The 14,301-nt window shown below is 36.9% G+C and carries 13 protein-coding genes; 7 read left to right on the forward strand and 6 right to left on the reverse strand.

Annotated elements, in window-relative coordinates; all coding sequences use genetic code 11:
- Positions 1–25: 25 nt before the first annotated feature.
- Genes ACTIEI_RS01660 through ACTIEI_RS01675 form a run of 4 tightly spaced genes read right to left on the reverse strand, consistent with a single transcriptional unit; the run spans position 26 to position 3,811 of the window.
- Positions 26–1,054 (reverse strand): Gfo/Idh/MocA family protein, encoded by a 1,029-nt coding sequence (locus ACTIEI_RS01660; protein ID WP_439504537.1) that lies wholly within the window; start codon positions 1,052–1,054, stop codon positions 26–28.
- On the reverse strand, positions 1,054–1,773 hold the full coding sequence (locus tag ACTIEI_RS01665) for a nucleotidyltransferase family protein (RefSeq protein ID WP_439504538.1): 720 nt from the start codon (positions 1,771–1,773) through the stop codon (positions 1,054–1,056). Before ACTIEI_RS01665 ends, ACTIEI_RS01660 begins: the two co-directional genes overlap by 1 nt.
- Positions 1,774–1,781: 8 nt before the next feature.
- Positions 1,782–3,221, reverse strand: a complete 1,440-nt coding sequence (locus ACTIEI_RS01670; protein WP_439504539.1) for a RapZ C-terminal domain-containing protein — start codon at positions 3,219–3,221, stop codon at positions 1,782–1,784.
- A gap of 56 nt (positions 3,222–3,277) precedes the next feature.
- On the reverse strand, positions 3,278–3,811 hold the full coding sequence (locus ACTIEI_RS01675) for a hypothetical protein (RefSeq protein ID WP_439504540.1): 534 nt from the start codon (positions 3,809–3,811) through the stop codon (positions 3,278–3,280).
- Positions 3,812–3,882: 71 nt separating this feature from the next.
- Between ACTIEI_RS01675 and ACTIEI_RS01680 the strand changes: the two genes are divergently transcribed.
- Together ACTIEI_RS01680 and ACTIEI_RS01685 are read left to right on the forward strand one after the other, a co-directional pair.
- Positions 3,883–4,317, forward strand: a complete 435-nt coding sequence (locus ACTIEI_RS01680) for a LexA family protein (RefSeq protein WP_439504541.1) — start codon at positions 3,883–3,885, stop codon at positions 4,315–4,317.
- 32 nt (positions 4,318–4,349) lie between these two features.
- Positions 4,350–5,630, forward strand: a complete 1,281-nt coding sequence (locus tag ACTIEI_RS01685) for a Y-family DNA polymerase (RefSeq protein ID WP_439504542.1) — start codon at positions 4,350–4,352, stop codon at positions 5,628–5,630.
- 38 nt (positions 5,631–5,668) lie between these two features.
- On the opposite strand, the gene ACTIEI_RS01690 is transcribed toward ACTIEI_RS01685, so the two are convergent.
- Positions 5,669–6,211 carry a DUF4136 domain-containing protein gene (locus ACTIEI_RS01690; RefSeq protein ID WP_439504543.1) on the reverse strand — a complete coding sequence of 181 codons (543 nt, stop codon included), beginning with the start codon at positions 6,209–6,211 and terminating at the stop codon, positions 5,669–5,671.
- A gap of 117 nt (positions 6,212–6,328) precedes the next feature.
- Here ACTIEI_RS01690 and ACTIEI_RS01695 point away from each other — a divergent pair, with 117 nt between their 5' ends.
- The 5 genes from ACTIEI_RS01695 (at position 6,329) to ACTIEI_RS01715 (ending at position 12,959) form a co-directional block, all read left to right on the forward strand.
- Complete coding sequence (locus ACTIEI_RS01695; protein ID WP_439504544.1) at positions 6,329–7,147, forward strand: CHRD domain-containing protein; 819 nt, start codon at positions 6,329–6,331, stop codon at positions 7,145–7,147.
- 58 nt (positions 7,148–7,205) lie between these two features.
- Positions 7,206–8,399, forward strand: coding sequence for an ATP-binding protein (locus ACTIEI_RS01700; RefSeq protein ID WP_305538721.1), 1,194 nt, complete (start codon positions 7,206–7,208; stop codon positions 8,397–8,399).
- A gap of 64 nt (positions 8,400–8,463) precedes the next feature.
- Positions 8,464–10,494: a ComEC/Rec2 family competence protein gene (locus tag ACTIEI_RS01705; protein WP_439504545.1), complete on the forward strand. Its 2,031-nt coding sequence runs from the start codon at positions 8,464–8,466 to the stop codon at positions 10,492–10,494.
- Between the two features lie 42 nt (positions 10,495–10,536).
- Entirely contained in the window at positions 10,537–12,030 is a 1,494-nt protein-coding gene (gene purH, locus ACTIEI_RS01710) for a bifunctional phosphoribosylaminoimidazolecarboxamide formyltransferase/IMP cyclohydrolase (protein WP_439504546.1), read from the forward strand.
- Between the two features lie 5 nt (positions 12,031–12,035).
- Positions 12,036–12,959 carry a DMT family transporter gene (locus ACTIEI_RS01715; protein ID WP_439504547.1) on the forward strand — a complete coding sequence of 308 codons (924 nt, stop codon included), beginning with the start codon at positions 12,036–12,038 and terminating at the stop codon, positions 12,957–12,959.
- Positions 12,960–13,008: 49 nt separating this feature from the next.
- On the opposite strand, the gene ACTIEI_RS01720 is transcribed toward ACTIEI_RS01715, so the two are convergent.
- A complete protein-coding gene (locus ACTIEI_RS01720) occupies positions 13,009–14,301 on the reverse strand; it encodes a DUF7033 domain-containing protein (RefSeq protein WP_439504548.1) in 1,293 nt (430 codons plus the stop codon).

The following is a 14,301-nucleotide window of genomic DNA, read 5'->3' on the forward strand; positions in this document are numbered from 1 at the left end:
GATTTTTACATACAATTTAATTCAATTATCGTGCCTGATAAATAAGATTAATTAAGCTGATAGTATTTTTTGCTTCGTCCACCGTAGTATAATAAGGCGCTTGATTCATTAACGTATTCTGTAAACTATTATATACATGACAATGATTGCGCATACTTCCTTTGTAGTTACCATAATCGTTGGGCGTATATTGAACTTTACTTATGATATCAATTTGGTCTTTCAGATTGGCTGCAAGCGCTAAATCATCAATTTCAAACTCAAACGTATTTAAGTATGCTCCTCCTGCCTTAACAATTCCTTTTGAAGAAAAAATAGTGAGCGAACCCTCTTTATTTGCATTAGGTTCATTTACCGAATAGTCCATACATGCTTTTACTCCAGACTCGAATTCCAACTGAATCTTTCCTTCATCTTCAAATTCAATTAAGTCTTTATGACGAGTGTTTTTGAATGAACCCTTTGCTATTTTCACAGGCCCAAAGAACCAACAAAGCAAATCTATAAAGTGGCTGAATTGAGTAAACAAAGTACCCCCATCCAATGCCATTGTTCCATGCCAACTATTGGTATAATAGCTGACCGGTCTATGCCAAAAACAATTTACCTGAACATGCTCAATTTTACCCAACACTTGTTTTTGCAATAAGGAATGAATCAGTTTCACTGGTGGATTAAATCTATTCTGCATAACTGAAAAAATTTGCTTTCCAGTTCGTTCTGCTACTGCTTTCATCTTATCAATATCAGTAGTTAAAAGTGCAATTGGTTTCTCTACCAATACATGACAACCTGCTTTCATTGCTTCTATGGCTTGTTCGGCATGTAACCCATTGGGCGTGGCTATCACTACTATATCTATTGGATGGATTGTTGCATACATTGCGCTGGTGTTTTCAAAGAATGGAACACCATAATGATCTCCCATTTTTTTGGCTTTAGCCAAATCAATATCTACTACTGCTGCTAATTTGCCCACACGAGTAATTTGTGTTGCATGTTCTGTAGCGATGTTGCCACATCCAATGAGCGCAAAATGGAAAGGACTGTTCATTAAAAAAATAAACTAGCTGCTTTGTTTAAACTCTCGGGCTTTCCTACATCTAATAATAAAGCCCCGGTATGATCAAAGCAATAAATATTTTCGGTAGGGCATAAGTTGAGGTAAACATCTACCATCGAGAATTTTCCTTCTTGTTTAATTTTTGCAAATAAAGCCTGTTGAACAACATGAATTCCACTAAATGCCCTGCTGTGTAACCCTTTGGTATCAAGACCCACTGGCTTTACCTCACCTGTTCCCTCGTGCTTCCAGCCTTTTAACTTACTGTCGTCTCCAAATAAAAAATACCTTGAAGTGGTTCTTTCGGATACGGCCAATGTTGCCAATGCATTTGTTTGCTTGTGCTGCTGTATCATTTGGTCTAGTTGCATATTGGTTAAAATATCTGCATTCATGATGACCACATGCTCTTCTCCTTTAAAAAAATGCGCTGCTTTTTTTAAGCCTCCTCCTGTTTCTAATACTTCATCGGTTTCGTCGGAAATAGTAACGGTTGATCCCCATCCATTATTTTTTTCGATAGCTTCAATGATCTGACTGGCGAAATGGTGCACATTTACGACTACTTCTTTAATCCCATATTGCTGCAAGTACAATATATTTCGCTCTAATAAGGACTTCCCATTTACTATGGCCAATGCTTTAGGATGACTGTCTGTCCAGGGTTTCAGCCTGCTACCTAATCCCGCTGCAAATATCATTGCTTTCATACGATGCTTTATTTAACCCAGTTTGCGCTGTTGGTATGTGTTAAATTCACTTTCAATTTGTATTTATTTCTTAAGTGTCTGGCGGTTTGCTCTGCTGCGTACACGCTTCTATGTTGCCCACCTGTACAACCAAAATTAATCATCAAATTGGCGAAACCTCTACTTAAATATTCTTCAACAGTTATATCAATTAAGTCCCAAACACTGTTTAAGTATTTATCCATTTTAGTTCGCTGTTCTAAAAAATCTTGTACGGGTTTATCTTTCCCTGTTAACTTTTTATACTCATCAAATCTTCCTGGATTTAAAATACCTCGCATATCAAACATAAATCCTCCGCCATTTTCTGTATCATCTACTGGTATACCGCGCTTATAACTAAAACTATTTATTTCAATGGTCAATGGAGTGTTTTCGTTGGCTTGTGGAGCAACAAATTTGTTGATCATATTTTGATCTACAACCAATTTTAATACTCTGTCAAATTCAGGTGTAACAATACCTACGCGCTTATGCTCAATGAAAAATTTAAGATTCTGTAAAGCCAATGGTATGCTCGCTAAAAAATGGGCTTTCCGCTCAAACAAGCCCCTAAATCCATAAGCACCCAACACCTGCAACAAGCGAATCAACACATATCCATTATATTGACTTACAAATGTAATTCGGTCTACAGGCTCTTCTAATAAGGGGTCAACTTGATCCATATAGTACGCTAATAAACTGTCTTTCCATTCTTCACTTAATTCTGCTTTTGCCTGCCATAGTAAAGAAGCCACATCATACTGCAATGCGCCCTGCATACCCCCTTGGTAATCGATAAAATGGACTTCATCATTTTGCACAATAATATTCCTACTCTGAAAATCACGGAACATGAAAAACTTATTCTGCGTTCTAGTTAAATAAGTACTAAGTGCATCAAAATCATCTAGCATTGCTTGTTTATCATAAGGCAATTGCAGGGTATCTAAAAAATAATATTTAAAATACAAGAGGTCACTCATGATGGCTTGTTTGCCAAATTCTTTTGCAGTTAAACACCAACTATAATCTAATCCTTTATGACCCAACACTTGTACTCTAGCTAATTGCGCCAAGCTTTGCTGAAATAATTGATAAGAATAATCGCCATGCCCGTGGGCTTCTAACTTATTGAGCAAAGAATCGGTACCCAAGTCTTCTTGTAAATAAATCGTATTGGTTTCATTCACACCTAAAATAGCTGGAACGGGTAAATTGGCCTGTTTGAAATGCTTACTGAAATATACAAATGTGGCGGTCTCTTTTGTATTGATATTGTAAGTGGCAATATAGGTTTGCTCACCGGAATATACCCTAAAATAAATTCGATCGCTTCCACTCTGCGGTAGCTTTTCTATTCGGTCGGGTGTTAACTTTAATACTTGCTGACAAAGTGCTTCAATTGCTGCTATAACTGATTCCATTAAATCTTACTAGTTTCAACGAAAATAAAGCTAAGTCTTCAAAGCAAGGGCATCAATCAAGGTTTAAGAGCAAATACATTTACTTGGCGATAGTCATCCTGCTCGTAACGCTTGCGCATCAATACCAATTCGGTAATGGTAAATAAAGCTGCAAAACAAGGTTGGTTACTGCGCAAATAAGGCCTTACACTAAAATAAATTTCCTTGCATTGGTAACTGCTGATGTATTGACTCACTACGTTTAATTGGGTAGCCAGTTGCTGAAAAGGCGTAGTATCTGCAATGCGCAGCTGTAATTGGCCTGTGGCATCGTCTATCTGCTGTTTAATTTGTATGGTAAAGGGCGCTTTATTACTGATGATGCGATGCATCCAACGGATAATGGTTTCTTCCATTTGCTCGGTGGCCTCAAATACCGCTATTTCAATGGGAAGAACTGCAGCATCTGCTTGGCCTTCTTGCGGCTTGGTTACGCTTGTATTGTAGTTATTGGCGCCAGCAAAACGAGGATAAGCCATTAGCAAATATTGCTCCCTGTTACTACTAATAGGGGTCTGTTGAGCATTGTTCAAAACATATCCTGCCTGCATAAACAAAAATTTAATTGATAATTATTTTAGTATAAATTTACTAAATAATTTAGTAAGTAAAAATTTATTTTATGGATGGGGAAATCGGGTACGGGGCCGCCTATAAGGGTTCTAAGCAATATACGCAATGGGAAGTACCCACTGCCAATGCCACGGGGTTTGGGGCGGCTGCCGACGACTATATGGAGCGAGGCATCGACTTAAACGAACAGTTGGTACACAACAAACCAGCCACTTTTTTCTTTCGAATGAACAGCGATGCCATGATAGGTGCAGGTATTTTTAGCGGAGACACCCTAGTGGTAGACCGCAGTATCAAACCGGTAAGTGGAAAAATCATCATCGCCATTTTAGACGGGGAATTACTGGTGAGAAGGCTGCATAAAACTTTTAATCAACTCACATTGATAGCCGAGAATAAAAAATTTTCAGATATCCAACTGAGTGGCTTTGATGAACGTGCACAAGTGTGGGGCGTAGTCACTTATTCCATTCATGCAGTGTAGTCATTCATGAAGATGCGCATTATTAAAAGAATATGATTGGAATAATTGATTGCAATAGTTTTTACTGTTCTTGTGAAAGACTTTTTTTGCCTGCCTTACAAGACGCACCGGTAGTGGTGTTGAGCAACAACGATGGTTGCATTGTATCGCGCAGCGACGAAGCCAAGCAAGCGGGCGTAGCCATGGGTATTCCTTATTTTCAGGCCAAGCAATTGATTGAACAAAAAGGCATTCATACTTTTTCTTCCAACTACAATTTGTATGGGGATCTTAGCTGGCGAGTAATGGAAACCCTGCGCCAACTCTTGCCGCCTGGTGCGGTAGAAGTGTATTCGGTGGATGAATGCTTTATCACGCTCGATCATATTGTGAGGGAAGAATTGGCGGCGTTTTCGCTCCACTTAAAAGATACCGTAGAGCAATGGACCGGCATTAAAGTATCCATTGGTGTGGCGCCCACTAAAGTATTGAGTAAAGTGGCCAACAGATTGGCTAAGAAAAACAAAGTGGCCACCAATTGCATCATGGTACTTGATACACCAGAAGAAATAGCCAACGCATTGCAACGAACTGCTGTTGAAGATATCTGGGGCGTGGGTAGGCAGTATGCAGAAAAATTGCGCAAGTACAATATCAATACGGCTTTAGACTTGCGCAGCATGCCCGCAACATGGGTACAAAAAAATATGGGAGGCGTTGTAGGAGAACGATTGCTGAGAGAATTAAACGGCATCAAGAGCATTGAAATGAAAGACCCATTGCTCAATAAAAAAATGATTGCGACTACGCGCATGTTTGGTAAAAATGTAACCAACAAAGAACATATTAAAGAAGCCATTGCTACTTATATTACTAGGGCTGCAGAAAAATTGAGAAGGCAACAAAGTGCAGCTTCGGTCATTTATGTTTTTGTGGTACCTAAGCAAGAAAACAATGGTGGAAAATTCAGGCATGGAAATAGCGTAGGGGGATACATTCATTTGCCCCTTGCAACAGCTGCCACCAACGAACTCATTAAACCTGCAGTGGAACTGGTAGATCAATTATTTGAAGAGGGATGCGTCTATAAAAAAGCTGGTGTGATTTTAAGCAGTATTGTTCCAGACGAATCGGTACAAGGAAATCTGTTTGCACAAAAAGTTCCACAACAAAATAGGTTACTCATGAGCACTATTGACAATATTAATTTTGCCATGCGCAACGATATGATTCAATTTGCTACTGCAGGCACTCAACGCAATTGGAAAATGCGCCAAGAACTACGCAGTCCGCGCTACACTTCGCGTTGGGAAGAACTGCGTACGGTTCGATAAGCTTGCGAAAAAAATTATTCTTTATGCGATACTACAATTTACTGCACTGGAAATTTACTGAATAATGCCTGTACACTTTTGTTGGCAAATGCAGCCACTTTGGTACTATCGTCAGGCAATGATCCCCGAAGGGTAGCTGTCCATAACATATGATTTTTAGCAGCATCAACTATATGCAGCGTAATAGCTCCTCTTCTATACCTGCCTACTTCAATTTCTTTAGATTCCCATTTATAATTGCGTTGTCCCATATACTTCATCATTCCATCTGTTCGCCAATCGGTTTCTCTAGTTTGTACTTCTAGCTTAATAGCAATACCAATATTAATTAACAGGTCTGCATTGTTATTCACCTGCGTAAATTGACGTTGCTCCATTTCAGTAGTAATCGCTTTTTTTAAATATCCAATACGCTCATTAAAACCCTCGGTAATGGTATCCCCCAAAGCAGTGACTTCATAAAATGCAAAAGTTTTATAGTTACTAAAATTAGCTTCTGGCGCAGTAGACACATCTAGTACTTTAGGGCCCGCACAAGCAATTAGGCTAACAGAGAAAAGGATAATAATGAGCTTTTTCATGTAAAATATTTTGTAGATGACTTAGGCCGCTTCATCAAATTTAAATTAAACAATTGGCATTTAAAATGAATGATGAAAACCAAAGCGAATAATTCATCGTAAGTAAAAATAAAAACTATGAAAAATTTTAAGCTTTTTGTATCAATTATTGCGGCAACAGCCTTGTTTGCTTCTTGTAAAAAAAATGATTCCGCTCCAGAAGCACAGCTGGTAAAGGAAATAATGGTATCACTGGCTGCTGCCAATGAAAACCCACAACCAACTGGAAGAACGGAAAGAGGTATGGCTACGATAAAAGTGTACAACGATAATTCAATTATGGTGGAGGGTTCAATCACTGGTTTTGCTTCAACAGATAACCTAACGTTAGCGCATATCCACGCCGGAGATCCAGTAACCAATGGTCCAGTAGTATTAGACTTGATGCCTTCATTTACTGGTAGTTCATTAAAAGCAACAGTAAAAGGAATCAGAACTTCTTTAATAGATAGTTTGAAAGCAGGTACTGCAGAACTGTACCTGAACATCCACTCATCACAAGTTGCTTCAGGAATTGTAAGAGGACAATTATTCAATGAAGTGAATTTTGCTGCAAGTATTGCCCTATCTGGTGCCAATGAAGTACCTTCTGTTACAACCACTGCAACAGGAATGGCACTTATCCGCATCACTGCCGACAATAAATTATACAGCAGAGTAACAGTGAGTAATTTAGAATCAACCGATGCTTTAAGTGCTGCTCATATTCATACTGGTGCCGCAGGAACCAACGGTGGTGTTATTCTAGGCCTATGTAGCAGTGCTGCTGATTTTGGCGTGACCAAGATTTTTTCCCCTACTACCGCTGTGCTTAATTCTGTTAAAAATGACGCAGTATATGTGAATGTACATTCAACCATGCGACCATCTGGAGTAATTAGAGGGCAGATTCGATAGGAAAAAAAAACAGCCAAAATAGTTCAGACCCCTTAATTTTGCAGAATTCTTGTAAAAAATGAACCCTACACTGAACTCCAACGAATCAATCCCTTCTAAAAAGAAAAAAATAATTGTTTTAGGTAGCGGCCCCAACCGTATTGGGCAAGGAATTGAGTTTGATTACTGTTGCGTACATGGCCTATTAGCTATTAAAGAATGTGGTTACGAATCCATTATGGTGAATTGTAATCCTGAAACGGTTTCTACCGATTTTGACATGGCAGACAAACTATATTTCGAGCCTGTATTTTGGGAGCATTTATGGGAGATCATTGAATTAGAGCAGCCAGATGGAATCATTGTTCAGTTGGGCGGTCAAACTGCTTTAAAATTAGCAAAACGCTTACACGAGAAAGGCATTCCAATTGTAGGTACTTCGTTTGAGAACATGGATATTGCAGAAGACAGGGGTCGTTTTAGTGACTTATTAAAAGAATTAAACATACCTTATCCTGAATACGGTACTGCATACAATGCGGAAGAAGCAATTGAAGTGGCTAACAAAGTAGGTTACCCCGTTTTGGTTAGACCTAGCTATGTAATTGGCGGGCAGCGTATGAGAATCGTAATTAACGACGAAGAAGTAGAGAAAGCGGTTATTAGTTTATTGAAACATATTCCAGGCAATAAAATTTTAATTGACCATTTCCTAGACCGATGCCAAGAAGCAGAAGTGGATGCCATTTTTGATGGAGAAGAATTCCATATCATGGGCGTGATGGAACATATTGAGCCTGCTGGTATTCACAGTGGAGACAGTAATGCAGTTTTGCCCGCATTTAATTTAACGCCATTGGTGATTGAAACCATGGAATTTTATGCAGAGAAAATTGCGCGTGCATTAAATATCAAGGGTTTAATTAATATTCAGTTTGCCATTAAGAATGGTAAAGTGTATGTAATTGAAGCTAACCCTCGTGCTTCTAGAACCACTCCTTTTATTGCGAAAGCCTATCAAATTCCTTATTTGAATATTGCTACCAAAGTAATGTTGGGTGCTGCTAAGTTGTCTGAGTTTACCATGGAGAAAAAACTAGAAGGCTACGCTATTAAAGAACCTGTATTTAGTTTTGATAAATTCCCAGGTGTAAACAAAGAACTAGGGCCAGAAATGAAAAGCACAGGTGAAGCCATTCGCTTTATTAAAGACCTAAGAGATCCTTATTTCAGAACGCTTTATAAAGAGCGTAGTATGAACCTGAGTAGATAAGGTATTAATACCTGATTTTGAGGCTGCAGCAAAAAACTGCAGCCTTTTTATTTAGGTTTATTCCATGGCAACTATTTTTAAAGAGAGAAGCTGGTGGCAATTTACTTTAACCCGAATTACCATTGCGTTGATTGTAGGTATACTATTGGGTAAATATATACATATCCCAGAATCTTTGTTGGGCGTATGTTTGAGTGTATTCATTGCAGTATGGTTCTTTGCAGATCAACTAAGTACTCAAGCTTATTATAACAAAAAATGGATTAGTGGATTAGCTATTTTATTGGTTTTTATCTGCGTAGGAATTGCGGTATACCAATTCAGAACTAATTTAAAAATACAAATTCAATCAAAGGTAGTTTTATTAGAAACTCCCATCAAAAAGCCGAATAGTTACCAAGCTACTGCTGCAATGGGTGAGACTGTTTTGTTGATTTATTTTAATCCTTCTATCAATATTAATTTACTAAAAGCTGGAACCCGTATTCAATTATTGAAAAAACCACTCCCCATTTCAAATGCAAATAATCCGGGTGGTTTTAATTTTAAAGAATATGCAGCATCCCAAAAAATATTTTACCAAGTTTATTTAACAGAATCCAACTTCAACATTCTCAACAATACCCAATTGCCTATATCAGAGTCAATTTTAAATAAGGCAAAAAACTTCGTACTAAATACTTTAGAAAAAAATATAAAACAGTTTAGAGAGAGAAGCATAGCCGAGGCATTACTTATCGGTTACAAGAAAAATTTAGACAAAGAATTGATGAATGCTTACAGCATTACTGGTGTAATACATATTATTGCGATCAGTGGATTACATCTTGGAATGATTTACGCATTATTATTATGGCTATTTAAACCATTAAATCGTTTAAAAAAAATGCAATGGTTCAAAAGGGTAATCATCTTGTTGATTTTATGGGGTTTTACTTTACTAACAGGAGCGGGGGCATCTGTTTTAAGGGCAGCAGTAATGTTTAGTTTTTTAATACTTGGAGAGCAACTTAACAGGCCCAATCAGATTATGAATACGCTTGCTGCATCTGCATTCTGCTTACTATTACTCAATCCGCTGTTTTTATGGGATATTGGTTTCCAACTATCGTATGCAGCAGTAATTGGCATTATCGCTTTTTCGAAGTCAATTGAAAAATGGATTTATCTAGAAAATAAAATACTTAGCCATTGTTGGCAATTATGTAGCGTAACAATTTCAGCCCAATTACTAACAGTTCCATTGTTACTCTATTATTTTAATAGCTTTCCTAATCTGTTTTTATTCACCAATTTTATTGCAGTTCCAATTTCGGGGATTATCCTCTACCTATTAATTGGGTTACTAGCAGTTGCGCCATTTAGCTTTATTGCAAAGCCATTAGGAGCATTAACAGAATGGTTGATTTTAGCATTAAATGACTTTATCCAAAATAGCGCAAACCTTCCCTTTGCGCTTACTAATTATATTCAAATATCCTTATTTCAAGTTATCTGTTTATACCTATTCATTCTAGCATTGATTCATTTTATAATAGAAAAGAAAATGATTTCATGGTGGATTGCCTGTGTTGGTTTGGTTACTTTTATCGCCATCCGCTCATTAGAGATTATTTTTTATCAAAAGCAACAAAAACTGATAATTTATCACGCTCCTAAATTTACAGCCATAGATGTTTTTGAAGGATTGAGGCATTGGTATATTGGGCACCCTATCATCGAACAAAATGTACTACTGAAAAATAACTACTTAATACCCACTCGAACACTTTATAGAGCGAGTGAGCGATTAAATAGCACAAAAACCTATATTAAAGAACCCATAATTATAGGACCCAATAAAACTGTTTTACTCCTCCAACCTAGACTATTATTCCGAGACTTATATATGGTTCCAAAAGTTGATTTGATTGTAGTATCTGGTGTTAAAACCCTTCCATTATCAACTATAGCAGCTCTTTACCCCAAAGTTGTCTTAGTATTTGACAGTAGTAACCCTTTGTGGAAAATACAACTATGGAAAAAAGAGGCAGAGCGCTTACATTTGCGCCATCATTCAGTACCCGAGCAGGGTGCTTTTGAGTTCAATCTCTAACTTTTGCCCCATTAAACTGCCCTAGGGCTGAAAGCAAAACTTATGCAAAAAAAAATTAATTCTGCACTGATTTCAGTTTTTTACAAAGATGGTCTAGAACCTATTGCACGTCAATTACAATCTTTAGGTATTACCATTTATTCCACTGGGGGTACCCAAACATTTTTAGAAAATCTAGGAATCAACTGTGTGCCAGTGGAAAGTTTAACTACTTACCCATCCATCTTAGGTGGCAGGGTTAAAACTTTACATCCAGTAGTGTTTGGAGGCATTTTAGGTAGAAGATATGAGCCGCAAGATTTGCAGGAGATGATGGAATATAAAATTCCAGAAATAGATTTAGTTATTGTAGATCTGTATCCATTTGAGGAGACCCTTAAAAGCACCAACGAAGAAAAGTTGATTATCGAAAAAATTGATATTGGTGGACCTTCCATGATTCGTGCTGCTGCAAAGAATTTTAAAGACGTGACCGTAATTGCAGCAAAAGATAGCTATGCAGAATTAGAAGCTTTATTGATTAGTCAAAAAGGAGAAACAACCATTGAACAGAGAAAGTCTTTTGCAGCAAAAGCTTTCGAAGTAGTGATGCATTATGATATTGCCATCAGCAATTATTTTAATCCAGGAGCAGAACAGGTGTTACGATATGGAGAAAACCCACACCAAAAAGCCAGCTTTAAGGGTGACTTAACTAAAGTATTTACACAACTAAACGGAAAAGAACTCTCTTATAATAATTTAGTAGACGTTGATGCTGCTATTCAGTTAATTACTGATTTTAGTAATTACAACGAAGCAGTATTTGCTATCATTAAGCATACCAATGTTTGCGGAGTTGCTGCAAGAAATACTGTTAAAGCAGCTTGGGATGCAGCATTGGCCGGCGATCCTGAAAGTGCTTTTGGCGGCGTACTAGTTTGTAATAATACCATTGATGCAGCAACAGCAGAAGCTATTAACGAAATTTTCTTTGAAGTACTAGTTGCACCTTCATTTGATGAAGCTGCTTTAACTATTTTAAAAAGTAAGAAGAATAGAATTTTATTACAGCTGAATCAAAAAGACTATACAACTACAGCCATGCAGAAATCGATTTTGAATGGCACACTTATCCAAGATACAGATAATGGCAACTTTGAAAAATGGGAAGAAGTAGGTGGAAGAGTTTGTACTGAATCAGAAAAAGAAAACCTTGCTTTCGCCAATATCATTTGTAAACATTTAAAGAGCAATGCGATTGCATTGGTGAAAGATTTACAATTAGTAGGTAAAGGTTGTGGCCAAACAAGTAGAATTGATTCATTGCGTCAGTCTATTGAAAAAGCCAAGCAATTCAATTTTGAATTAAAAGGAGCAGTATTGGCTTCAGATGCATTCTTTCCATTTAATGATTGCGTTCAAATAGCACACGCAGCAGGCATGGAAGCCTTTATTCAACCAGGAGGATCTGTTAGAGATAAAGACAGTGTAGAATATTGCGTTAATAACCAATTAGCCATGGTGATGACTGGCACTAGACATTTTAAACACTAATTGTATTGACCACTAAACAGAAAGCTTATTTAGCACTCTCCGTAACCAGTATTGTATGGGGTACCAGTTGGGTTGCTAGCAGGTATGCAGTTCAAAATGCACCTGCTTTACAAGTATCTGCCACTAGACAATTAATTGCTGGTACTTTATTTGCAGGTTTCTTTTTATTAAAAGGAGAAAAGCTTCCCACTTTAAAGCAAATGGTTTGGCTGGCGGGCATGTCGGTGCTTTTATTTGTATTTGCGAATGGATTGGCTACCGTGGGTGTTAAATATATTTCAAGTGGATTGGCTGCTCTAATTGCAGCTCTTTATCCGTTAAGTGTTGTGATTATAGAAAAAATACTTTTTAAGAATACTCGAATTGGGTTGTTTACTTTTATTGGAATTCTCTTGGGCATTAGTGGTATTGCTATAGTGTTTTACGATAATGCATTTCATAATCAAAGCCCTAACTACTGGATAGGTATTTTCGTTTCTGTTATTGCAATGCTTAGCTGGAGTGTTGGCACCATCATTATAGCAAGAAAGCAAATCAATATAAATCCCTATTATGCCATTGGATGGGAAATGATTTTTGCTTCCCTAATATTATTCATGACAGCAGGTGTAACCAACAACTTGATTCCATTTTCGCAATTTCCAGCACAAACCTGGTATGCAATTACCTATTTAGTTGTGATGGGTTCTTTGATTGCTGTAGTTGCATTCTTGTATACCATGAAGCATTTAGAAGCATCTGTTGCTGCATTATATGCTTATATAAACCCAATTGTAGCTATTGTTATTGGCTCTTATTTGGTACATGAGCCACTTACCAAGGAAATTATTATTGGATCTACAATTACGATAATTGGGGTTTATATGGTTAACCAAAGTTTGAAAAAACAAAAAGCTCAACAACAAACCAAAATTGATTCAAAAGCCTAAATTGAATACAGACACAATATAGGGTTTAATCAAGTTATCCTTTTGCAATTCATCTTGTGCAGTGCTTCAATAAAAAATCGGCATACAAATTTCTCCAGTCTATAAATGCAGGCTGCTTCGTTAAAAAATTATTGTGAAAAATTGGAATAAAAACACCCCCATATTGTTGGTGTAATGAGTAAAATTCATCTAGTATTTTAGCGGCTTCTAGAACCGTTTTTTTCTCGTGAAAAATGGCTGTAGCATCCATATAACAAAATGGATAAACCATTAATGAAGTCGGAAGATTAGTAGCTAAATTAAACCAGTTAAAGGGTTTTGTATAGGAAGCCCTAAAACCATTTATTTGTGGATAACCCATTGAGTAATCAGCTTCAATACCTGAATCTACAAGGGCTTTGTAGGTTTCAGGGAATTTCAAGTGAATATAATGTTGTCTAGAATGCTTAACAGGTTGTTCTATGATATTTTCTAATAATTTTTTTTCTTTCTGTAAAGTTTGCTCAGTATTCTTTTGAACAACAGATGGATGTAAACCTACAGTATACTTTTTTGAATGCGCTATCATCAAGGCTTGCATAGCTACTGTTCCAGGTGAAATATTTTTATGCAATGAATTTCTATTTGAAGCAACCAAGAAAAAATATAATGGCTTCAATTCTAAACTTTCGTGGAGTAAATGAAGCCAGTCATAAATATCATAGGGGTCTCTTTGAACGCCAGCTAAGACTTGTAAACGTTCTGCCAACTGAGTAAATTTAAAATTCAGCAAATCCTTAAAGTAACCCAATATATTTCTGATGCTGCTATGATGCAGATAGCTATACGCAATATCAATATCAAAACTAGGTCTAAAAGAAAACTGATATTTAATTTCCATGTTCAGTTCTTCTTTCAATTTTGATAACCAAAAATTGATTAACGGAAATTGTAAGAAATCATTTTGATATGCTAAAGATTGCTCCGGTTTATACCGGCTAAGTTCATCTGTTTCATGAGGAAGCCATTCCTCATAACGAGTAATTAAATAAAAAGCCGCAGCAAACAAATCAAAAGGAATACTGCCATCTGTTTGAAAAAAAGCAGGCTTATTTTTCCACTCAAAAATGTTGATTTTTTGAGGCTTAATATCATTTTCAATTAAAATACCATGTGGGTAAATATGACAAGTAACACCTGTAATTTCAGTTGAAGAATAATTGATGCGTTGCCCAGTAAAAGTATTAAAATATATCAAGTTACTGGTAATAGTAGCTTCCCCTTGAAATAGGGTATTGATTATATAAGTTAAGCGACTTGATTGCTGGTCAGTATAGATTAATAAGATATTAGATGCCAGCAT

This window comes from Sediminibacterium sp. (genome assembly GCF_051860225.1).
GTDB lineage: Bacteria > Bacteroidota > Bacteroidia > Chitinophagales > Chitinophagaceae > Sediminibacterium.